Genomic DNA, 23,812 nt, shown 5'->3' with positions numbered 1-23,812 from the left:
CCTCTCTAATATTCTGTCGGCTCTGAACGGAATATAAAATTAGACAGCAGCACTGAACAAATACAGAGCAGCAGCAATACTACACCGATCGACGCTGAATATCCATATTTTAAAGTTCTAAATCCCTGATAATACATATATGTAGACAATAGCTCCGTTGCATGATCCGGCCCGCCTTCCGTCATAACCGCAACCAAATCATAGTATTTCAATGCCGATGTGACAATTAGAACAGCATCTACTTTCAAAATTGGTTTTATCAATGGAAATGTAATTTTTTTGAATTGTTCCCACTGACCCGCACCGTCAATTCTAGCAGCTTCATAATAGGACTCCGGAATATTTTTCATAGCCGCTATCTGTATAATCATATGATAGCCTATAAATTGCCACATAACAACGATCATGATGCAAAACATAGCCAGCTTTTTATCTGCAAGCCATATATGCTGAAGATCTTCCAGTCCAACGGTTTCTAGTAATTTATTAAGGATTCCAAATTCTGAATTATAAATGAAGGTCCAAGCCAGTCCTATCGCTACACCACAGATAACACTCGGCAGAAAAAAACGGTCTGGAAGAAATGACTTCCCTTTATTTTTTGGAACAGAATATTTCCCAACAATAAAGCTATCGGCAAATTTGCGACCAAAGAACCAATCACCAGTATAACATTATTTCCCAGTGCTTCTATAAAGGTCTTATCACGAAACAGATTTATATAGTTCTTCATTCCTATAAATTTGCTGGGGCTCATTAAGTCCGTCTGTAGGAAACTCATATATACGTTATACCCAATCGGTATTAGAACAAAAACTGCATATATGCAAAACGCCGGAAGTACAAAAACCGCGATACTTTTTTTATTTCCCAATACCTTATTCATGCCATTCCTCCTAACCGCTTGTTTTCGGAAGCCTTATCGCTCCACATTGTCTTCTGCAAATTGCTGAAGAGCGTCAAATGCCGTCTGCGGATCCTCACCGCCTAACACAGCAACGCAAGTATTATTAAATTCCACGCCTTCTCCTGCCGCAAACTGTCTGTCCAGCCATGGTATTACATTTTCTTGTTCGTTAGAAACCTTTAAAACATCTGCTGTCAGTGAATCTAACTTCGTCTCATCAATCTCAAACTCGCGTTCTGGAATTCTGCCGGCATTATATAAAAGTGTCTCTTCATTTTCCTCAGAAGTCCAATACTTCAGAAATGCAATAGCTGCATCCTTATGTTCCGAGTTTTCCGCAATTGCAAAGCTGGTGTCAACAGAACCTATCGAAATATTTTCATACTGAGGATCTGTCGGCGGCAATGCAAATGCCGATATGTTTTCTCCCAAGTCACTCTGCGCTATTTTATCTGTTTCCCATACTCCCGTGAACAGCATTGCCGCCTGACCGTTCGTAAACGTGTTCACCGCTTCATCTGGGTTTGCGCCGATATATCCTTCCTGAAAATATCCCTTGTCTGCCATATCCGTCATTTCTTTTGCAGCTTTTACAAATGTTTCGTTATTCCATTTTTCTTTTCCGTCATTAATATCATCGAATAATTGGCTTCCTGCCATTCCAATAGCAATCTGCTGTACTATCTGTGCGGAAGGATATGCCTCTCTTCCTGCCAGGCTTATTGGTGTAACACCATTGTTCTTTAATGTTTCACAGACATTGAGAAATTCTTCAAATGTTGTCGGAACTTCTACATTATTCTCTTCAAAAATCTCTTTATTGTAGTACACAACACAAAGAGTTTTTTGTGTCGGAATCCCATAATATTTCCCATCATATGAAAGCAATTCTAAAGTGCCGCCTGCAAAAGAATTTTTCCATTCTTCATCTTCTTCTAGGTAAGATGTAATATCAGCTACTTTGCCTCCTTCTACAAAAGGTTCGAGATAGGACAATTCCCAAGTGTAGAAAATATCCGGCACAGCGTTAGAAGCCATCAAAGTTGTCAGTTTTGTCTTATACTGTTCATTCTCATAATAGTCAATCTTGACTTCTACGCCATATTCGTTATTTTTAGAAAATTCTTCTGCAATGGCATTATAGTCATCCACATTTGCATCCGCCTCAGTCCCTACGCACATGACCGTAAGTGTTTCTTTTTCTCCCGAATCACTTTCTGCCGTCTTTTCAGACTGACATCCTGCCAGCAGTCCTCCTGCCATGGCAATGGTTAATAAAACCGAAATACTTTTTTTCATCCTTTAAATCCCTCCTTAATTTTACTAAATTTATAATATCATCCTAAAACTTGTTCAAAAAGGCGTGATTATTACCTAAAAAGTTGAATATTTTCACCACATTTCATCTTATATTTTATTTTTTTTTATTATTATTCTCTAACAATCACAAATACATTTCCAGAAAACCCCGGCATTTTATATATTTTTAGCACATCCCCCTTAATATCTGTTTGAGCAGCACTCAGACTATCCGTAATTTTCCATCTACTTCCCGGAAGATGTAAAGAAATTTCGTCCGGCGCTTCTTCAAACGTATGTACTACAATCATTCCTTCGTTCTCTCTTATCCGAACAACCGCCTGCCAGCCTTTGGGATGGCGCAGACTTGCATTTCGTCTGTTAATAATAGAGCTGGAACCATATTTAATCACAGGAACCACCCGTTTATACAACGATACGGCACGGCTGACCCGCTTCCTTTGTCCCACACTCAACTGAGCTATTTCTCCTGAAAGACACATCCTTCCCAGAAAAGCAGCCGACAGGCTGTAATCCATCTCTCTTGGAGAATCTGCTGCCAGCAAAACAGCCCAGACCTGTGATTGACGAGGTAATATAAGGCGATGCATCGATGCGGCTATAATCGGAATTTCAGGCACCCCATGAGCATCTGAACAACTGTTCATTGAACATCGTTGAAGTATAGACGCCTCCAGCCGATTTCCTCCAGCTGATGTTATCTCAATAACCAATTCAGGAAGTTCTTTTCGGAAGCTCTCAAGAAGTGATAAGGTCCCTTCTCCCTGACAGCGCAGCCCTTCCCCCAATCCGTCTGGATGATCCACGCCTATTCCCAGCGTCTCACTGTGATCCACTTTAAGATAGCCAAAACCTGATTTCCTAAGGAATTCAGTTACCCGCGAATGAATATAGGCAATTGCATATGGATCCTGCAAGTCCCATGCTCTGCGCACTCCGACAGTCAATGGTACGCCATCTCTTTTCAGCAGATGTTCTGTTTCTTGGAATGCTTTTGAATCCCTTGCAACATATTCCGGCTCAAACCAGATTCCTGGTATCATCCCATATTCCCTGATTTTCTCGGTTACTGCACGTATTCCGTTAGGGAACCTTTCCTTTTCCGGAATCCAGTCTCCAAATGACGTAACCCAGTTGGTATTTTTATCTGTTGGTGTGTACCAGCCAGCATCAATCACGAAATATTTTACTCCCAATTCGGCTGCTTTTTTTGCCGTGTCCAGCAATCCTTCTTCACTTGGCTCTCCCCAACTTGTACACCAGTCATTATAGATGACAGGCAGTTCCTGTTCTATTGCCGGCTGTTCTTCCGCCGCCTGCTGATCTACGCTGACCAGCCTTTCGCATGCCTCATCTACTGTACCGGCAACACAGGTCAGCCAGGCGGCAGGGGGAGTGAAGGTTTCTTTTGTATCTATTGTTTTTGTCCAGTGTCCAAATTCTCTGTCCGCAATTCCTCCAGACATCACTATATCATCATGGCGTCGGCCAATTTCCATCTGCCAGCTAACAGGCGCCTCCAGACGTGCGCCCCATGTAACGCCTGCCGCAGTATCCTCCACAAGAGTTGTCGGAAACCATCCGCGCGTAGGCATAGAGCCTACCTGTCCAAATCGCTCTGACAAATGAGTTTTCCCCGCCCACGTCCGTTCCAGGTGTAAATGTTCAATAGATTCGCTTACCATCTGGCCCTCTGCCGACCATCCAGTGCGAAAACGGTGAACCAGTATTTTTTCCCCTGCATCAGATGAATCATAAGGGCTGATTCCTCCGATAGAAAAAGAAGTAAACAGTTCGAGTTTAACGGCTTTTTCCGAGCCATTTACAAAACTGGTTTCACTTTTTAATATTCCCTTTGTTCCTTCTTCTAATTTATGAAAAATACGAAGCCCACTCTTATCCTCCAAGATTGTAACTATCTTATCGTCTTCCACCTTTTGTTCGACTAAATGAAATCGTTCATTCGATGGTGACCACTTCATTGTCCTTCCACCGCCAAATTCTCCTGGTTGATCGTCCCCGTTGATTTTAATATGTACCAACGGCTCAACTTTGATTGCAATTCTTCCTTTCAGATGTCCCCGCGCCCATTTCTCATTATCAAGTGTTCTTCGTTTTTCGGAGAGAGGAAGAGTGAAATGAGCTGGATATAGCCAGAGTCCTACTTGTCTGTTTCTATCTGTAATGTATCGTACTGTTATATCTCCCAATATATATTCTGACAAAACAGAAATCGTTTCTTCGGCAATATCCGTATTTGCTATACTGCTGTCATATATTCTATTATTTTCTTTTACCAGCATAATTATTTTCCTTTCTTTTCCGCTTTACCTTTTAAGCAGCTATTTAAAGGCATAGTTACACTAAATCTGGTCCAGTCACCCAGCCTTCACCTTGTCGCAACCAGACAACCTTTGGCACAGAATCTTCCTTTTCCATATCCAGCAGTTGCAGCGGCAACCCTCCATGTTCTGCATACATCCAATAATGGCAGGGTATCAGAATCTGACATTTCATTTCTTTTGCAAAATCGTATGCTTCTATGGGATTCAAATTTCCAAACCTCCCATTAATAGGCATAATCGCAATATCAGGATGTAGATTCATCACCGCCTTTTTTAATTCTGGGGAATATGCCGTATCTCCCGCATAGTAGAGGCGTATCTCCCTAAAATCAAATACAAACCCCATTGCATTCGGAGTTTCCGCGCCATGGTCGGAAAATACTGGCGTGACAGCCACACCGGGCAATTCTGTTTTTTTCTCATATTCTAGTTGTGTATACACTTTCTCCAACCCAAACTTCTGAATCCACGGTATAATAGAACAAGGACCCCATATTTCTTTAAATTGCCCGTTCTGTGCCATTACTTCTATTAAATCTGCATCAAAGTGATCTTCGTGTTCGTGGGAAATCAACAATATGTCACATTCCAATTCTTCACATCCGCATACAGCAGGAACCAGCCTCTTAAATCCTGTTTTCTTCTCACAAAAATCCGATAGACACGGATCGACAGCAACCGTATTTCCTTTCGGTGTCTTAATCAGGAACCCCGCCTGTCCTAGCCAGAATAAAGCAATTTCATTCGCTTCTGGTTCTGCCAGATACACTCCTTCCATAAATCCTTTTGTATGAATTTTATTAATAAATTTCATTTTGCCACCTCTCTTAGTATTTAAGCCTATTGTGGAAGTTTCTCTGCTTTCCTTTTACCATTCCGCTACTGTTCCGTCATAATTTCGCCAGACAGGATTTTTCCAGTCATGCCCCTCACATGCCCTTTCTTTTACATACTCTTCATTAACTTGAACGCCAAGCCCAGGTGTTTCGGGTATGTCAATAAATCCCTGATGATATGTAAACACTGATTTATCTATAAGATAATCCAGCAAATCTCCAGACTGATTATAATGAATCCCCAGGCTCTGTTCCTGGATGGATACATTCGGTGTACATGCATCCAGTTGTACACATGACGCCAGCGCTATCGGCCCCAACGGACAATGTGGTGCCACACTGACATCATACGCCTCCGCCATAGCAGCTATTTTTTTACACTCACTGATTCCTCCTGCATGGGAAAGATCGGGTTGAATAATATCCACATAGCCTGCTTCTAAAAGATCTTTAAAGTCCCATCTGCTAAACATCCTTTCACCTGTTGCTATAGGTGTAGAAGTATGATTGGCAATATCACGTAGTGCCTCGTTATTCTGAGGCAATACAGGCTCTTCTATAAACATCAGTCGGAAGTTCTCCAGTTCCTTAGCCAGCGTTCGTGCCATACTTTTATGTACACGTCCGTGAAAATCTACCGCTATCCCCATCTCACTTCCCAGCGCTTCTCTGAGTGCTCCTACTCTTTCAATTACTTCATCGATTTTTCTGTAATTGTCTATATAATGCATTTCTTCTGTGGCATTCATTTTTACCGCGCGATATCCTTGCCTGTATTTCTCTTTTGCCGCGCTTACAACATCCTGTGGGCGATCGCCTCCAATCCAACAATACACTTGCAATTTGTCCCGGCAGCTTCCTCCAAGTAATTCATAAATTGGAACATTTAAATATTTCCCTTTAATATCCCACAAGCACTGATCTATCCCCGCTATTGCACTCATCAGTACCGGTCCGCCCCTATAAAATCCTGCCCGGTACATTACCTGCCAATGATCTTCTATCTTCAAAGGATTTTTGCCTATCAAATACGTTTTCATTTCTTCTACTGCCGCCTGAACAGTAGACGCGCGTCCCTCAACGATCGGTTCACCCCAGCCACAAATATTTTCGTCTGTCTCTATTTTTAAAAAGAGCCATCGCGGAGGAACCTGATACAGTTTCATTTCAGTAATTTTCATTCTCTTTCTTCTCCCCTTCTATTTAAATATTTCTTTCTTCTGTTACGGGCAGCTTTATAGACACTTTATAGGAGGTTCCAGAACGAATATTTCGAATCACCCCGTCAGGCACATACTGTCCGTCTACAAATACTTCTATTTTGTTTACCTTTTCTTCTCTTTCTACATGAATGTCCAGTTCTGCTCCCCGGAATCTTCGTATAATCTCTGCCTTCTTCCACTCCGACGGAAGCTGAGGGCTTATTATCACCCCATCCCTAATACCTTTTATTCCCAAAAGCTCTTCTATGATACAGCGATACAGCCAGGCAACAGTTCCTGTATTAAATAGTTGGCTGGATCTCCCTGCCGTCTTAGGTATTTGCTTATATGCCCCACGAAAATAATTCGGAATAAATACCGGTAGTTGCCCCCTTTGTATAAAATCTTTTCTTCGGGGATCTGGTATCATTTTCCTGAGCAAACGGTACGCATTTTCCTTTTCTCCACTTATATATAAAGCGTAAATATAGAATACAGACGCATGGTTGTATACAGAACCATTTTCTGCTGTTCCCGGATATTTCTGGGTCAATCTTCCAATGTCCTCCTGCATAGCTGTATATGCGGGTGAAAGTTTTTCTATCCCATAGGGTGTTTCCAGATATTCCTCTACCATTTTTATCATCAATTCTTTTTGTTCTTTATCTGGCGCCCCGCATAGCAGCGCCCAGCTCTGGGGATTAATATAGATTTTTCCTTCCCTGTCTTTCTCTATCCCAAAAATACGGTTATCATCTGTAATTCCCCGGGCATACCACTTACCATCCCAAAAATATGTATTAATATTTTCATTCAATTCTTTTACTGTCTTTTTATATTCTAAAGCTTTATCGCTCCATCCAATTTTTCCGCATATCTCAGCCCACACAGTACATGCATATGCAACCGCCATTGTCAGCCATGCCGATACGCCTTTGCCTTTATACCCGACCATATTCATAGGATCGCACCAATCCCCCTGCCCAATTAAGCACAACCCTCTGGAATCTGTATTTTTAATCATCCAAGCCATTCCTCTGTCAATATGTTTGAACACAGAAATAGCTTCCTTATCATCTGCAAAAGGCAACGTCTCATTTAAAATGTCATAATCATTCGTTTCATTCAAATAAACCTCCAACCAAAGAGGCAGCCAAACGCAGTGATCCATATGGGGAATCTGATTGATATATTTCAACACAGTATCCTCTTTAAGTTTTATCCCATCTGGCATACGCCCATTTTTAAACTGCTGTTTCAGTGCAAACAAAAACGCATCCCTACTCCTATCTGGTTTTATGTAACACATTCCCATATGATCCTGTAAGTAATTGCGGATCTGGGGATCCATCGTCATTCTGTTTGTAATTCCATGATAATAAATCTGGTGCGGCAGCCATGTATTTACAAAATTATCAAATATTTCATCTCCTGTCTTTACTGATATACATCCCTGCCCCTCTGCTATATATGCGGCATATTCCGATTCAGCCAAGGCAAATGCATCTGTCATTCTATAATCAGATACCCCAAAATACTTCTTTCGCACTGATGCTATCTCTTCTTCCGTTTTCGCCGGTCCGAATAGGAACCTGAATTCTTTTTCCTCCGAAGGATTCATATCCATTCTATATTGGAATACACAAACTGGCGTTTCATATCTCGCCTCTCCATTTGACAGTTTATCCGCCACAACTCCGTCCGGCATAGACAAACTGCCCTCACCTCCAAATTCTTCCTGCGCCGCCTCCCATGCATACGGTTCCTTTTCCGTCAGTAAAAATGTCTTATCCTTGTAATTTTTAATAGCCTCATAATCTTCTTTTTTTTGGTATGGGGTAACTGACGAGCACACAATAGCTTGCAAATCCGGATTATATATTCCTTCTTGATTCATCCATGACATATAGCCTACTGTAAAATAGGGATATATGCTGAGTTGTCTTTTCTTTTTACTTTTATTTTTCACTTTTATCTTCCAAAGCTCTAACGCTTCATCCCTAGGAAGGCTTAGCTGCATTTCAATGCCTATACCGTAATTTTCCGCGTACCAGACAATTTTGTCTCTTCTCACACTGAATTTATATTTTTCAGGAGAACATCGCATTGGTTCATAAGGAGCAGAAAACATCTCTTTGCTGTTTTCATCCTTTACATATACAAAACGTCCAGGATGTTCCGTATAATAAGGCACTTCCGGCTGCATAAAAGTCTTTTCCTCAATATTAGGCGCATGGGAATACTTTGCCGGTTCTGGCTGCATAAACTGTGACACTACGTACCCCCGGCAGTTCGCATGAAGCATCATACTGCTGTTCCAGAGAAAACCAGAAGCCTTTGGCATCATAACAGGACTGTCAAGTTCACACCGCTCCTTATCGAATATTACATTCATAAAACTTCATCCTTTCTATTGTAGTTCACACTTCGTTTTAGCCTAATTTTATCATCCGTGGTATCATCAAAATAGTTGGTTTTACTACTTAAAAAGTTGAATATTATAACCTTTTAACCCATGCAAAAAAACGGATATATAAAAATCTTTGATTCCGGCAGCCTTGTCCATCCAAAGTTTCTTACACATCCGCTTCCTATTTTCATTTTATACTGTCAGTTAAGGTTTCTCTCTAATACATGAAATTTCTCCGTCAGGCTTTTGCATGCCTCGTGGAAAATCCCTACATCTACAGAATAGGAAATATACTGTACCCCTGCTTTCATCCACATTTCCATCATCCTCCCACTGTCTGTGAAAGTTCCAACAACAACGCCGCGGCTCTTTGCCACTGTCACAATCTGATTCATCTCTTCCACTACACGGGGATGATTGACCTGGCCGGGTACTCCCAGGCTCTGGGAAAGATCATACGGGCCGATAAAAATAATATCTATCCCCTCGACCGCCAGTATCTCCTCCAGATTCTCTACCGCTTCTTTCCCCTCAATCTGGGCAATTACAATCGTCTCGTTTGCCTGTTTAAAATAATGTTCTTTTTCCATAGACGAATAGTGCGCTGCTCTTACAAAACGGCATACACCCCTTTCTCCTAATGGGGAAAATTTCGCCAGCCTCACAGCCTCTTTTGCCTCTTCTGCCGTTGAAATCTGCGGAATCTCCACAGCAGCAGCACCAATATCCAGTGCTTTCCCGATTGCTTCCTCTGTCACCGCCGCAGCCCGCACCACCGGCAATATCCCAGATACCTGCGCCGCGCGGATATTATTCTGCATATCCTGTATGTTGACAGGCCCATGCTCCATGTCCAGAATCGCAAAATCCATTCCCGCGTATCCGGCAGCTTCTACAAAACCAGGATCGCTGGTTTTCATAAAGGGCCCGAAAACCGGTTTCCCTGCCTGTAATTTTTCTTTAAATATTTGTATCAGTTTTTCATTCACCACTGTTGCCTCCCAATCCTCTAAAGTTCTTGATTTCTCTAATTCTAGCATGCTTAGTTTTTCCAAAACAGTTGGTTTTTCTACTGAAAAAGTTAAATATTATAACTTGTTTACACCACACAAAAACGGATGTATAAGAATCTTTGATTTGGACAAGTTCCTCCATCCCAAAGCTTCTTACACATCCGTTCTCTACTTTCACTTTATACTGTCTATACTGTCTAATTAATGTTTCCCTCTAATACATGAAATTTCTCCGTCAGGCTTTTGCATGCGTCGTGGAATATCCCTACGTCCACAGAGTAAGAAATATACTGTACCCCTGCCTTCATCCACATTTCCATCATTCTCGCACTGTCCGTAAAGGTTCCTATGACGACGCCGCGGCTCTTTGCCGCTGCCACAATCCGATTCATTTCTTCCACTACGCGGGGATGATTGACCTGACCGGGCACTCCCAGGCTCTGGGATAGATCATACGGGCCGATAAAAATAATATCTATCCCCTCGACCGCCAGTATCTCCTCCAGATTCTCTACCGCTTCTTTCCCTTCAATCTGGGCAATCACAATCGTCTCGTTTGCCTGTTTGAAATAAATCTCTTTTTCCATAGAGGAATAGTGTGCTGCTCTTACGAAACGGCATACGCCCCTTTCTCCTAATGGGGAAAATTTCGCCAGCTTCACAGCCTCTTTCGCCTCTTCTGCCGTTGAAATCTGCGGAATCTCTACAGCAGCAGCACCAATATCCAGCGCTTTCCCGATTGCTTCCTCTGTCACCGCCGCAGCCCGCACCACCGGCAATATTCCAGATACCTGCGCCGCGCGGATATTATTCTGCATATCTTGTATATTAACAGGCCCATGCTCCATATCCAGAATCGCGAAATCCATTCCCGCATATCCGGCGGCTTCCACAAAGCCGGGATCACTGGTTTTCATAAAGGGCCCGAAAACTGGTTTCCCTGCCTGTAATTTTTCTTTAAACGTTTGTATCAATCTTTCATTCATCGCCGTCGCCTCCTACGCTCTAGACATCTGTACGGCGCAAGTTTTTCCCGCAGGCGTCATCACACATATTTCCATTTTCCCAAGCAAGCTTTCCGTTGACAAAGCATTTTTCTATTCCACTTGCAAGCTGCACCGGCTTCTCAAAGGTCGCATGATCCTTTAGTTTGGAAGGTTCAAAAATATTAATATCCGCAAAATATCCTTCTTTTATCTGTCCGCGGCGTGCAATACTCATACGTGACGCCGGCAGGCTGGTCATTTTCCGCACGGCTTCTTCCATTGTAAATAAGTGCCGTTCTTCTACATACTCCCTGATAATTTTAGGAAACGCTCCGTACATACGCGGGTGGGGTGTGTCTGTCACCGCATAAATAGAATCCGAAATTACCGTAGAATATGGTAGTTTTGCTACTGTGTCAATATCCTCCTGGCACATACTCATGTTGATGATCGCTACTTTTCCATTTTCATCATGCAACAGCCATGCCACAAATGCTCCGTCACTCTCAAAACCATATTCTTTTGCGGCTTCTGACACCATTTTCCCTACGAACTTTTGATTGCTCTCTTTGTTTACCCCAGATATTAAAATCCTGTCCCATCCGAGTGTAATCGCAAAATTATCCCAATCGTCGTAGTCTACTTCCAAAGATTTGCAGAATTCTTCTACTCCTTCTTTTGTTCCCATTCTTTGTAATGCACGGTTCATATCACCATTTACAAATGCAGGGGGAACCATTGTTGTGAGTGCAGTGGAGCCTCCTTCATAAGGATAAAAATCACAGGTAACATCCTGTCCTTCGTTGCGTGCCTCTTCAATCAATGCGATAGCGCGGTGGATTTCTTTCCTCCAATTTGCCATACCACAGGATTTAAAATGGCTGATCTCTACAGGGCAGCCAACCTTTTTCCCTATTTCTATTACCTCTTTTACGCTGTCCACCATACTGTCGCCTTCTCCTCTGATATGGGTACATAGCGGCGTCTTATATTTTCCCATAGGCGCTAACATTTTCGCGTAATCATCTGTAGAATTATAACATTCCGGCAAATACATGATTCCTGCCGATACACCGACTGCTCCCTTTTCCAGCGCGTCCTCAATATAACCGGATGCCTTTTTCATCTCTTCTTCTGTAAACGGTGTATTGGCAAATCCCTTCACCGCTATCTTCACCGTACCTGATCCTATCATAGACGCGAAATTCAGCGGAAGCTTTATTTTATCCAGCGCATCCATGTATTCCCCATATGTATGAATCCCTCTGTATGCAGGGCCTACAACAGGCTCTGCAAAAGCGAACATCTCTTCTGCCTTTTCCTCTTCTTCCGGTACCGGAACCATAGAAAAACCGCAGTTTCCCGCTACTGTTGTTGTAATCCCCTGCGCCAGCATTACTTTTCCAAAATCTGTACCATAAAAAGGCTGAATATCACAATGCCTGTGAATATCAATAAAACCTGGAGTAACGGTCTTCCCCTGTGCATCTATAATTTCTGCCTCTTTTTCAATTTCTTTTAATTCCGGCGTATCCTCTCCCTTTTTGAATACTTTTTTAATCAGTTCATCTTCTATATATATGTTTCCTTCAAAAGGTTCATTTCCCAATCCATCATAAATCACACCGTTTGTGATCAATATTTTCGTCATACTATTTTATGCCTCCTCCTGGGCTTCATTCAAATAATTATAAACAGTAAAACGGGAAATACCTAAAAAGTCTGCAACCCTCTCCGCAGATTTTTTTATTAAAAAAGCGCCTTTATTATCCAGGTATCTGACAACCGCTACTTTATCCTCTTTATCCAATGTGTCCAGTGTATGTCCTGTACTCTCAACTGCTTCCTTCATGAGGATCTCCAGCAATTCATCTATATTGCTTGTGAATACTTCCCTCGTATTCTCTTCTCTGTCTGGACTTGTCAGCTTCATCATTGCTGACTGTCCGGCTACAAGAGCAGTAATGTCGTAATTGATACAAAGGCTCCCCACTGCATTTCCCTGTTCATCTAAAAAATATTTGCTGGAGGAGCGTAAAATACGCCCCTCCTTTGTTCTATTTATATAACAATACTCATCCTTTGGCTGGGCAGTCCCGCGCAAAATGGCCAATCCTGCGTCTGTTCCCCCATCTCCTACGTTTCTTCCGGTTACATGTCCATTCCAGATTGCAACAATCGTATTATCATAAGATCTGGTTAAATCATGCAAAACAACCTCGCAGTCATCACCAAATTGCTTAGCGATACATTCTCCTATTTCACACAACATCTTAAAATGCTCATTTACAAAACTCATCGTCTGCCCGACCTCCAACACATTCAATTTTTACTGAGCTGTGCCGCGGCTTTCTACTACAAGCGCCATACGCTCTTCCTCTGACATTTCAACCTTCTTGGTGCACAGAGATACAACCACTTCAGCAACCAGCGCTACAATTGTAGCTGGAATCGCCGGACCTGTAAAGATACCAACGATCCATTCCTGGAACGGAGTCACAAACAAGTACAGTACTCCGAACAGAGTTCCAATACCTACGCTGGCAAGTCCGCCCTGCCATGTAGCACGTTTCCAGAGGGCACCCAATACCATCGCTATAGACACACCTGGAATAATAGAACCAATCACGTTGCTGATATAGCTGATAACGTCCTGTGCAAACAGTGTCGCACAAAAAGCCAGCAGCAATGTAACAACTGTCATGATACGTGACCATTTGCCGACCTTTTCTTCCGGCAGACTCTTTCCTGTGAAAATCGGGTAAATATCCTGAATTGCAATTGTAACACCTGCAATTGCATCAGAATCTCCCGATGACATTGTCGCAGATAAACCGGAAATCATAAACAAAAGACCGAGTACCGGACCTAATGCCGTCGTCGCAATATAGGTAAATGCAAAATCTGGATTCTCCAAAACAGAGGCTGCATTATTATTGGTTGCGATCGTAAACGCTGCCATACCTATAATTGCCGGCAGCAATGAGAAGCCAAGCAGCAGCAGACCAGAAGTTTTTAACGCGTTTGTCGCCGTCTTATTGCTCTTTGCAGTATAGACTCTCATACGGTAAGTAGGTGTTCCCCAGCATGGAATGAAAATAGACCAGATTAAAGATACCAGAGCCATCACTCCCATTGTGCCTACGCCGTAGAAGGAAAGGTTTCCTTCCATTCCCGCTGCTGTAATTGTATCTGTGATACCACTCCATCCTCCTGCCATCGGCAGACATACCGCTGTAATCGCAATAAATCCAATCACCAGAATTGTAAGCTGAATCAAATCTGTCCACACAACGGCCAAATACCCGCCGATGATAACATAAACGCCAAATGCCAAAACAGCGATCGCTTTGGATGTAACCAGATCTAACCCTGTTACATAACTTAGATAAGTAGCGCCGCCATTGACATGATTTCCAAGCCATACGACCTCGATCACATACATCATGATACTCATAACACTTTTTACAAGCTTATTTCCATTATAATGGAATTGTGCTTCTTCTGCCATAGTTACAAAATTCTTTTCTCTTAATTTTGTCTTTTTTGCAATCCAGGCAAGTGTCAGAACTCCAAGCGCTGCCCCCAATCCATATGCGGCGCCTCCAAATCCCATTTTAAATCCGTTTGCAGTAGCGCCGATAGAAGAACCAGTCCCGATCAATGTCGCACCCATTGTAGCAAAAATCAGAAAAAACGGGAGCTGCCCGCCTCCTGTCAGGTATCCTTTTCCTGAAGACTTCCCTTTACTGCTTATGTATCCGACTACAATCATAAGTACTACATAAAGTGCAAATCCTATTAGGAAAAATGTTCCAAAATTTCCTTCCATGTTGTTTCCTCCTTCATCCTTTATTCAACAAATTGTTTAACATGAGCTTATTATCATTTCAACAATTTGTCAATATAATTTCTTCACCCCCCCCCCAATTTCTGCACTTTTCCCAAAATTTCGCAGGCTTTTTTGTCTAAATTTACAGTTTTTTTGTTTTTAAAATTTATCATTTGACTCTTTCAACATTTTGTGTAAAAATAAAAAAGAGGAAATTCAACAATTTATCAATTCTCTTGAATCTTTATATTTTATGTATTATATTATCAAACGTAAGGAGGCACAGTTTATGAAGGAACCGTCTTATACCTTTTTGGGAAGCCAGGATGTAATTACTCCCGCTTTAATCTATTATCGCAGCCTTATCCGCGATAATCTGCAAAAAGCAATTGAAACCGCCCGCGGCGCAGAACATCTTTGGCCTCACATCAAAAGCCACAAAATGGCGGATGTTATTCGCATGTCAATGGATATGGGGATTACTCGTTTTAAATGTGCAACGATAGCGGAAGCAGAGGTTGCAGCCGGCAATAAAGCAGCGCATATTATCGTTTCCTATCCGCTTATCGGGCCAAACATCTGCCGTTTTATCAAATTAGCAGAAAGTTTTCCACAGACACATTTCTATGCGATCGGGGATAACTTAGATATGTTAGCGCATCTGGGAAATGCTGCGGCAAGTTCTTCTCTTAAAAACGTAGATGTACTTGTCGATGTGAATATGGGAATGAACCGTACCGGCGTACCGCTTTCTAAATTAGCTGTATTCTGTGATTTTTGTTCCCAGATAAAAGGAATTACTTTAAAAGGACTCCATTGCTATGACGGTCACCGGACAGAGCATACATATGAAGAAAGAAAAAAAGCGGCAGATACCGTAGATCTGGAGATAAAATCTCTGTTGCATACGATATGCACAAAGCATCCCTCCTGTTCTCTGGTTATTATAGGTGGGTCTCCTTCTTTTCCCTGCCATGCAGATTTCTGTCTTACTGAAGGGAAAGAAGAGAATACGGAAGTTTATTTTTCCCCAGGTACCATTTTTATTTATGACTATGGCTACTCTCAAAAATTTCCGGATTTACCATATGTGCCCGCAGCAGCAATTCTCACGCGTGTCATAAGCTGTCCGGACAAGGGTATTTTCACTATTGACTGTGGCTACAAAGGAATCGCCGCTGATCCGGCCGGTACGCGCGGCTTGCTTCTGGGAGTCGAAAACTGCGAAGAACTGTTTCAGAGTGAGGAACACTGGACCTATCGTATGAAACCAGGATATGAGGATACATGTCCGAAGGTAGGCGATGAGCTTTTCGTTATTCCTACGCATATCTGCCCGACCAGTGCCCTCTACGTTTCCGTCCTTGTAGTAGAAAATGGCAAAATTGTTGACAACTGGCCTGTATCTGCCAGAAACCGAAAAATAACCTATTAGTGTGCCTGCACATAATTTCATTATAGATGCAGCGATACACTAAACATATAAATTCATTTAAAAGGAGAGATAAAACATGAACATTTATGATGTATTAAAAGAAAAAGGAATCACTCTGCCGGCTCCGCCGCCAAAGGGAGGCGTCTACACACCTGTGCAGGAATTTGGCACAAATTTATTGTATTGCTCTGGCTGCGGCCCAGATTTAGGAAATGGCAATACAGTCGTAGGAAGGGTTGGAGAAAATTTGACTCTGGAAGAAGGGCAGAAGGCTGCTTATAATTGTATGCTGAACCTTCTCGCAAATCTCGATGCAAAAACCGGAGATCTAAATAAAATCAAACGTTTTGTCAAGGTTCTTGCCTTTGTAAACAGTGCAGATGACTTTGATAAACAGCCGCAAGTTGTAAACGGCGGCTCTAACCTTCTGGTGGATCTCTTCGGCGAAGAGGTTGGCTGTCCGGCAAGGACAGCAATCGGCGTCAATACCCTGCCTGGTGGAATTGCATGTGAAATTGAAGTACTTGTAGAACTAAAAGAGGATTAAAAAATGTGCTGAAGCCCCCCTGTTGCTTCCGACAGTTTTTACTGCCAAAGCAGCAGGGGGGGAGCTTTTTTTATTCTTTTTTCACAGCAGTCCAAAGCATGATATAATAAAATAAAAAGGCAGGTACGAATTATGTGGGCTTATAACGAGACTTTCTATCAGATATATCCAATTGGTTTTTGCGGCGCCCCGATACACAATGACGGGGTCTGTATTCCTCGTATCAGGAAAATTGGGGAATGGAGCGAATATCTTGAACACCTTGGAATTGGTTCCATTATTTTAAACCCAGTTTTTGAATCTGATAATCACGGTTATGATACAAGAGATTTTAAGCAAATAGATTGCCGTCTTGGCACGAACGATGATTTTAAAGAGGTTTGTAAAGCGTTGCATGAACACCATGTAAAAATTATACTGGACGGTGTTTTTAACCATGTGGGCAGGGGCTTTTGGGCTTTCTTAGACGTACAGGAAAAAAAGTGGGATTCCCCTTATAAAGACTGGTTTCACATTAATTTCGACGGCAACAGCGGATATAACGACGGTTTCTGGTACGAAGGCTGGGAGGGACATTTCGAGCTGGTAAAGCTGAATTTACAGAACCCGGAGGTTAAGAATTATCTTTTAGACTGTGTAAAATTCTGGATAGATACATTCGATATTGACGGGCTGCGTCTGGATGTAGCTTACAGCCTGGATCATGATTTTATGCGCAGTCTGCGCAGCTTCTGTGAGGCAGCAAAACCTGGTTTTGCTCTGATCGGAGAGGTTCTCTTCGGAGACTATAACCTTATCGTAAATGACGAAATGCTGCATAGCTGTACAAATTATGAATGTTACAAAGGAATTTATTCCAGCTTCAATAGTATGAATCTATTCGAGATTGCACATTCTCTAAACCGCCAATATGGAAAAGAGCAATGGTGCCTCTATCGCGGAAAGCATCTGATGAATTTTGCAGACAATCACGATGTCACCCGCATCGCCAGCATTTTAACAAATAAAAATCATCTTCCCCTTGCATACGGCATCCTTTTTGGTATGCCCGGTATCCCCTGTATTTACTATGGAAGTGAATGGGGAGAGGCGGGAGAAAAAGCACCTGATAATGATTATGCCCTGCGCCCTTGCTTTGAAGAGCCAAAGCCCAACGAATTAACCGATTTTATCCGAACACTTATCTCTATCCGTAAAAATAGTACGGCGCTTTGCAGCGGTGATTACGAAAACCTTGTAATCACAAACCATCAGCTTATATTTGAACGCCAAACAGAAGAAGAAAAAATTCTCGTCGCCGTCAATGCGTCCGAGAATCCTTATACAGCATATGACCATAGACTATACGGAGATTTCCTCGAGCTTATAACAGGAGAAAAGGAAACACTGAACGGACAGTGCTGCCTTGAACCGTACAGTATAAAATATTATAAAGCAACCTGTTGTACTAGTTCAATCTATATTTATTGAAAAACTGTAAGAGCCTAAAATCCCTATAGGATTAAACTAAAGGTCCTGATTATTGAATCTTATATTATAAACTGTTTTATTTTTCCAAGTTCATAGGTTTCATACAAAATACTGTTTAATGCCATACAAAGGTTATATTCCAATATTTTGTTGGCAAAGCTGATACAACAGACCTTGAAAGCTTTTCGTCCGCACTCCCTCTATATTTAACTGCTCACTTAATTGGGAAAATACGGTTTCTTCGAAAATTAATAGATGTATTAATTTAGGTCGAGCAGTTTTATTATTTGATTGCCATAAGGCTCTCCTGATCTGACATTTTCTTTGTAAGGGTTTTCCAGACACACCCTCTATTATTCCATCCTTTTCTAACTACTTCCAGCACTTACCTTGCACTTCTTTTGGGCCTGAATTTTATAAAAACAATCTTTCTAGTCTACTTCAAAGACTGGTTCTATATCTATCGTTTTACTTATTTGCAAAATTTTCCTCTTGACCGTTGGTAACCAAAAAGGGCATTCATTTCTGTCTGTATTTGATATCATATTGTCTATGTAGCCAAAAAATCAGATAGTCTGGTATTTTAGGAAGATATATTCATTTTTCATTGTAATTCACGGAAACTTGAAGTCTCCCATAACAAATATAGCTTAACTTTTTCTGAAAAATTTCATTTTCTCTTGTTTAAGAATCTGGAAAACTTAATAAAAATGAAGCTTTCCAGACATTTTCATCTACGATGATTACAAAGCACTCAAGAAGTTAAACCGATGAGAACAGTTTCCTTTGGAAATATCAGTCTTTCAGTTTGTTCTCAGCATATATTGCGGCTCCTATGATACCATTGAATTGTGAGGGTTTTGAATAAATAATTTCTATGTTCTGTGCAGGCATAGGTTTTCTTACATGTTCATAAATATTTTCCTCTAATATTTTATAAGGAAAACCTCTCATTGCAACAATTCCTCCTCCTATTATAATACGGTCCGGATCAAAAATATTAATTTCTGTAGCAATCGGAATTGCCATCCGCTTTATATAAGACTGTACCTCTTCTTCATTACCATGTTGTAAAAATAAATCTTGAATATGAGTCTGTGGAAATTCTTTTCTACACATTTCTTCCAGTACTCTCCCACTAATATAAGTTTCCATGCACCCTCGATTCCCACATGAGCAAATTTTCTCTGATATTAAACAGGGAATATGTCCTATTTCTCCTGCTACCCCATTTCTTCCAATCAATAATTTTCCGTCTACAATAATCGCATTCCCAATGCCTGTTCCAAAATAAATACCAATAGCTGTTCCGTTTAATGGAATTTGATTGGAATATAAATCATACATTAAAAGCATACTCGAATCTCGCTCAACAACAGTTCGAATTCCCAATGCATCTTCGAATCTGGAAACTAACGGAATATTATCCATGCTGACAATATTAGGGGTTGAAAGCACTATACTTCTTGTATGATTCATCGTTGACGGCAATCCGATTGAAATCATACAAATATCCAACTTCGCTTTTTTCAGATAATCTTGTATAACTTTAATTAGCGCATTACAATTATCCTTTTGCGTAGCCCATGATTGTGTATTCACAATCGTACTATCCAGCAGTTCAAAAGAACTGTTTACTAAGCCTATTCGTGTATGTGTTCCCCCTACATCAATTCCTAAAATTGTTTCTGTGCTCATTTTTTACTCCTGTTAAAATTTCAAATTGCTCTTTCATTTTTTTTGCTGCCGTTCCCAAATCTTTATCCAAAGAAAACAATCCCGAATTTCCAACGACCAAAATATCTGCTCCTGCTTCATACAATTGTTTGAATGTATTTTTATTACATGCTCCATCTATTTGTATTAGATAGTGACAGTTGCTTTCTTCTCGTATTCGGATAGCATTTTTTACCTTTTCTAACATTTCAGGAATAAACTTTTGCCCTGCAAATCCTGTATCTATTGTCATTATCGTCAACAAATCTATACGTTTCTTGTAATTTTCAATAGCTGTTAGTGGCACCGCCGGACTAAGCACAACGCCAAATTTATTTCCTTTTTTATGAATCAATTCATAAATTCTAAAAACATTTTTTTCTACAGTTTCTGCCTGAACTGAAATGTAATCATTTTTTCCTAATTCCAAAGCCTCTATAGACATCCTAGGCTCTTCACACATTAAGTGTACATCCATTGGCAAGCGTACATTTTTTCTGACCATATTACAAAATGTAGGAGATAATGCGATATTAGGGCAAAAATGACCATCCATAATATCTATATGATATAAATCCATATACTCATCTAATATAGTCAGGTCGCGGGACAAATTCATCATATCCATACACATTAAAGATGGCGCAAACAACACTTTTTTCATGAGTGATCCCCCTGTTTATCTTCAAGAAAATTTTCTGGCTGCCATGTCTGCACTGGAGTCCAGATTTTTTGTGCAGGAATAGTAACATTATCCATTAAATATAATAGCTGCTCACGGAAATAATGAATCATGTGACGATGTTGAGGATTTTTAGATACATCTCTAAGTTCTTCCGGATCATCCACAAGATAGTACAGTTCCTCATGGTATTTTCCAGGTGTCTTATATTTATTATATTTTATGTATTTATATTCCCTAGTCTGAAGCATTTGCCATCTTTCTGTACGTTCTGGGTTTACCCTCTCTTTGCGCAAAGGAATATCTCCACCCCGGGCATTAACAGCTTTTAAACTCGTCCAATCCTGCTCCTCTGTGTATTCTGTTTCAGTAAATGAATATGCTCTTACACTTTCTGCTTCTCCTCGCACAATTGGCAACAGCGATCTGCATGGAATAATATTATTGTACGCAGGCCACGATTTTGAAAGTGCTTCTTCTGGTTCTAAACCGGCATAATCCAAAATTGTAGCAGCAACATCTGTTAATTCTACAGGGGCTTTTACTAACGATTTAGAATGGAATCCCGGCATACGTATTGCAAGAGGTACAGTAGCGCATTGTTTCCAAGGAAATGCTTTCTGCAGTCTATAATGATCTCCCTGCATATCTCCATGGTCGCTTGTGAAGATAATAAGTGTATCTTCAAGGATCTCTTTATCCTCTAAGAGTTGCAGAATCTTTCCTACCTCTTCGTCAATCAACGTAATCATAGCCTTATACTGCCGGATTTGGACATTAATATTATGACGTTCTTCATCTGTCAAATTCTCGCCTTCCTGTAAAGCATAATAATCTTTATCTTCCAGAGGAAACATATCCACATATCTTTGCGGTGCATCATAGGGCCTATGTGGACTGCAAAACGAAACCGCCATATAAAAGGGATTATTCAAATCGTGATTATCAATGTATTCCCTTGATTTTTCCCCTATTACTTTATCAATATAATACTTTTCTTCCAAAGGACTTGGAATTCCTTGATCAAAATTATGAGAAGGATAATCACTATTCGTTCCACTATTAATTACATATTGTTCCATCTTTTGAAGTAAACCTTCTTTGTTCAAAAAATCCGCATAATTACAATAATTATTTAAAAGCAGCGATTTTCCTGCCACTTCCCATGTATGATCGTATCCATAACATTTATTATTTTCTTCATGTTCTTTAATATTAATTCCTGTATGAACCTGCGTTCCCCATTTCCATGTCTGCTGAAAATGAAATTTCCCTATGCCATAAGTCTCATATCCAGCCTTTTGTAATGCCTGCATAAATGTAGGTATCTGTGGAAATAGATCTCCTGACATCGTCAATGTACCTATCTGTCTTGGGTACCGTCCTGTTATCAGCGCTGTCCGTGCCGGAGTACAGATAGGATTTGGTGACTGACAATGCATAAATCCAGTTCCTTCATTTGCAATTCTATCTATGTTAGGCGTGTCCATACGAGAGTTTGGCATATAGCCAACAAAATCATTACGGTGCTGATCTGTCATAATTAATAAAATATTTTTCTTGTTCATTTTTCTCCTCCTACCACCACCGTATTTGATCAGTCACATACTCTCGTAATTTAATAAATTCCGATGAAGTAACGTCTCTTGGACGCGGCAGCGGATTCTCTAATTCCTCTTTAATTTTTGACGGTTTATTAGTTAAAATCAATATTCTGTCCCCTACGTAAACTGCTTCTTCCAAATTGTGAGTAATAAAAATAACTGTTGTATTAAATTGTTTGCATATTTTTACAACTTCATCTTCAAGACGAAATCTAAGATTAATATCCAACTGACCATAAGGCTCATCCATTAATAACAACTCTGGTGCAATTACAAACGCACGGGCAATCACGACCCTTTGAAGCATACTGGCAGATAATTGATTCGGATAGTAATTCTCAAATTTTAATAAGCCGACAATACTCAAAGCATCTCTTACTTTTTTCTTTATTTCATTTTTAGTCAAAGCTAATTCTTTCTTTTTAAATTCTAACCCTAATGCCACATTTTCTGCCACTGTCCGCCACGAAAGAACAGAATTTTCTTGAAAAATATATGCAATACTTTGCTTTTTCAAATTCACAGGTACCGAATCTAACAAAATTTCTCCCGAATCAATATCATGTAATTTAGTTAAACTATTCAAAAACGTTGTTTTCCCACATCCCGTCGGTCCTACAATACAAAGGAATTCTCCTTTTTTCACTTCAAATGATACATTGTCTAATACAAGAAGTTCTCCATAACTCTTTGTCAAATTTTTCACTTGAACCTTTATTTGTTCACACACGGTTACCCCTCCTCACATATCATCCTCAATTTGAGCCGTTATCTCCTTTCGGAGTTCCAGAAATTCTACAGATGTCAGTTTTCTAGGTCTTGGAATATTTATTTGGTATTCTTTCTTGATTTTAGCCGGACAGCGACTAAATACAATAATTCTATCAGCCAAATAGACAGCCTCTTCTATGTTATTTGTAACAAACAATACTGTATTTTTTTCTTTTTGCCAAATCTTACTTAGTTCTTCTTGCATCATATATCTTGTCTGTGCATCAAGTGCGCCAAACGGTTCGTCCATAAGGATAATATCCGGTTGATTACAATAGGCTCGTGCAATGCCCACTCTCTGCTTCATTCCTCCTGACAATTTAATAGGATAAGTGTCTTCAAACCCTGTTAGTCCTACTAAATCAATAAATTTCTGTGCACGAGGCAAATAATCTTTCTTATCAATACCTTGCACCTTAGGTCCATAACTAACATTTCCCATAACTGTCAGCCATGGAAACAAACGTATATCCTGATATACCATTCCTCTAGAAGGAGCCGGATCTTTAATTTCATTGTCTCTTTCCAGAACTCTGCCTCCGCTTGGCAATTCATGCCCTGCTATAATATTTAATAATGTAGTTTTCCCACACTGCCCCGGACCAAGCAATACTGTAAATTCTCCAGCCCGAACATCAAATGATACATCATTTAAAACTTCTATAAAATTATTTTTGGCTTTTAAAGATTCAAATTTTTTCGAAATATGATCGCATTTAATTACAGTCTCACCCAT

At 40.6% G+C, this 23,812-nt stretch carries 20 protein-coding genes and 1 pseudogene; 3 read left to right on the top strand and 18 right to left on the bottom strand.

The window, feature by feature from the left end; genetic code table 11:
* Positions 1-5: 5 nt before the first annotated feature.
* The 12 genes from H8S37_RS17355 to H8S37_RS16235 all read right to left on the bottom strand — a co-directional run bounded on the left by H8S37_RS17355 (position 6) and on the right by H8S37_RS16235 (position 14,851).
* Positions 6-515, bottom strand: a complete 510-nt coding sequence (locus H8S37_RS17355; protein WP_330605038.1) for a carbohydrate ABC transporter permease — start codon at positions 513-515, stop codon at positions 6-8.
* A gap of 23 nt (positions 516-538) precedes the next feature.
* Positions 539-886: a carbohydrate ABC transporter permease gene (locus H8S37_RS17350; RefSeq protein WP_243207235.1), complete on the bottom strand. Its 348-nt coding sequence runs from the start codon at positions 884-886 to the stop codon at positions 539-541.
* A 33-nt stretch (positions 887-919) separates the two neighbouring features.
* On the bottom strand, positions 920-2,206 hold the full coding sequence (locus tag H8S37_RS16280) for an ABC transporter substrate-binding protein (RefSeq protein WP_186877121.1): 1,287 nt from the start codon (positions 2,204-2,206) through the stop codon (positions 920-922).
* 131 nt (positions 2,207-2,337) lie between these two features.
* A complete protein-coding gene (locus H8S37_RS16275) occupies positions 2,338-4,530 on the bottom strand; it encodes a glycoside hydrolase family 36 protein (protein ID WP_186877120.1) in 2,193 nt (730 codons plus the stop codon).
* Between the two features lie 55 nt (positions 4,531-4,585).
* Positions 4,586-5,386: an MBL fold metallo-hydrolase gene (locus tag H8S37_RS16270; RefSeq protein ID WP_186877119.1), complete on the bottom strand. Its 801-nt coding sequence runs from the start codon at positions 5,384-5,386 to the stop codon at positions 4,586-4,588.
* A 54-nt stretch (positions 5,387-5,440) separates the two neighbouring features.
* A complete protein-coding gene (dgoD, locus tag H8S37_RS16265; protein ID WP_186877118.1) occupies positions 5,441-6,589 on the bottom strand; it encodes a galactonate dehydratase in 1,149 nt (382 codons plus the stop codon).
* 22 nt (positions 6,590-6,611) lie between these two features.
* Positions 6,612-9,005: a GH36-type glycosyl hydrolase domain-containing protein gene (locus H8S37_RS16260; RefSeq protein ID WP_186877117.1), complete on the bottom strand. Its 2,394-nt coding sequence runs from the start codon at positions 9,003-9,005 to the stop codon at positions 6,612-6,614.
* A gap of 215 nt (positions 9,006-9,220) precedes the next feature.
* Complete coding sequence (locus H8S37_RS16255; RefSeq protein ID WP_186877116.1) at positions 9,221-10,060, bottom strand: HpcH/HpaI aldolase family protein; 840 nt, start codon at positions 10,058-10,060, stop codon at positions 9,221-9,223.
* 170 nt (positions 10,061-10,230) lie between these two features.
* Positions 10,231-11,019: an HpcH/HpaI aldolase family protein gene (locus tag H8S37_RS16250; RefSeq protein ID WP_186877115.1), complete on the bottom strand. Its 789-nt coding sequence runs from the start codon at positions 11,017-11,019 to the stop codon at positions 10,231-10,233.
* A 19-nt stretch (positions 11,020-11,038) separates the two neighbouring features.
* Positions 11,039-12,670: an N-acyl-D-amino-acid deacylase family protein gene (locus H8S37_RS16245; RefSeq protein ID WP_186877114.1), complete on the bottom strand. Its 1,632-nt coding sequence runs from the start codon at positions 12,668-12,670 to the stop codon at positions 11,039-11,041.
* A gap of 6 nt (positions 12,671-12,676) precedes the next feature.
* Positions 12,677-13,318 carry a helix-turn-helix transcriptional regulator gene (locus tag H8S37_RS16240; RefSeq protein ID WP_186877113.1) on the bottom strand — a complete coding sequence of 214 codons (642 nt, stop codon included), beginning with the start codon at positions 13,316-13,318 and terminating at the stop codon, positions 12,677-12,679.
* Positions 13,319-13,348: 30 nt separating this feature from the next.
* Positions 13,349-14,851 (bottom strand): sodium:solute symporter family protein, encoded by a 1,503-nt coding sequence (locus tag H8S37_RS16235; protein WP_186877112.1) that lies wholly within the window; start codon positions 14,849-14,851, stop codon positions 13,349-13,351.
* 289 nt (positions 14,852-15,140) lie between these two features.
* On the opposite strand from H8S37_RS16235, the gene H8S37_RS16230 reads away from it, so the two are divergent.
* The 3 genes from H8S37_RS16230 (at position 15,141) to H8S37_RS16220 (ending at position 18,303) form a co-directional block, all read left to right on the top strand.
* On the top strand, positions 15,141-16,286 hold the full coding sequence (locus tag H8S37_RS16230; RefSeq protein WP_186877111.1) for a D-TA family PLP-dependent enzyme: 1,146 nt from the start codon (positions 15,141-15,143) through the stop codon (positions 16,284-16,286).
* Positions 16,287-16,362: 76 nt separating this feature from the next.
* Positions 16,363-16,833, top strand: a complete 471-nt coding sequence (locus H8S37_RS16225; RefSeq protein ID WP_186877110.1) for a RidA family protein — start codon at positions 16,363-16,365, stop codon at positions 16,831-16,833.
* 132 nt (positions 16,834-16,965) lie between these two features.
* Positions 16,966-18,303 carry an alpha-amylase family glycosyl hydrolase gene (locus tag H8S37_RS16220; RefSeq protein WP_186877109.1) on the top strand — a complete coding sequence of 446 codons (1,338 nt, stop codon included), beginning with the start codon at positions 16,966-16,968 and terminating at the stop codon, positions 18,301-18,303.
* 59 nt (positions 18,304-18,362) lie between these two features.
* Here H8S37_RS16220 and H8S37_RS17795 read toward each other — a convergent pair.
* The 6 genes and pseudogenes from H8S37_RS17795 to H8S37_RS16195 form a co-directional block, all read right to left on the bottom strand.
* A pseudogene (locus tag H8S37_RS17795) lies at positions 18,363-18,606 on the bottom strand (IS982 family transposase); the annotation flags it as partial.
* A 492-nt stretch (positions 18,607-19,098) separates the two neighbouring features.
* Entirely contained in the window at positions 19,099-20,001 is a 903-nt protein-coding gene (alsK, locus tag H8S37_RS16215) for an allose kinase (protein ID WP_186877108.1), read from the bottom strand.
* Complete coding sequence (gene alsE / locus H8S37_RS16210; protein WP_186877107.1) at positions 19,973-20,683, bottom strand: D-allulose 6-phosphate 3-epimerase; 711 nt, start codon at positions 20,681-20,683, stop codon at positions 19,973-19,975. Before alsE ends, alsK begins: the two co-directional genes overlap by 29 nt.
* Positions 20,680-22,269 (bottom strand): sulfatase family protein, encoded by a 1,590-nt coding sequence (locus tag H8S37_RS16205; protein ID WP_186877106.1) that lies wholly within the window; start codon positions 22,267-22,269, stop codon positions 20,680-20,682. Before H8S37_RS16205 ends, alsE begins: the two co-directional genes overlap by 4 nt.
* Before the next feature lie 10 nt (positions 22,270-22,279).
* Positions 22,280-23,035 carry an ABC transporter ATP-binding protein gene (locus tag H8S37_RS16200; RefSeq protein WP_186877105.1) on the bottom strand — a complete coding sequence of 252 codons (756 nt, stop codon included), beginning with the start codon at positions 23,033-23,035 and terminating at the stop codon, positions 22,280-22,282.
* 12 nt (positions 23,036-23,047) lie between these two features.
* The gene (locus H8S37_RS16195) at positions 23,048-23,812 is read right to left on the bottom strand and encodes an ABC transporter ATP-binding protein (protein ID WP_186877104.1); all 765 of its coding nucleotides are present in this window, start codon (positions 23,810-23,812) and stop codon (positions 23,048-23,050) included.

Source organism: Mediterraneibacter hominis (assembly GCF_014287475.1).
Taxonomy (GTDB): domain Bacteria; phylum Bacillota; class Clostridia; order Lachnospirales; family Lachnospiraceae; genus Mediterraneibacter; species Mediterraneibacter hominis.
The sequence above is the reverse complement of the archived record's forward strand: the minus strand, read 5'-3'. Positions and strand labels throughout refer to the sequence as shown.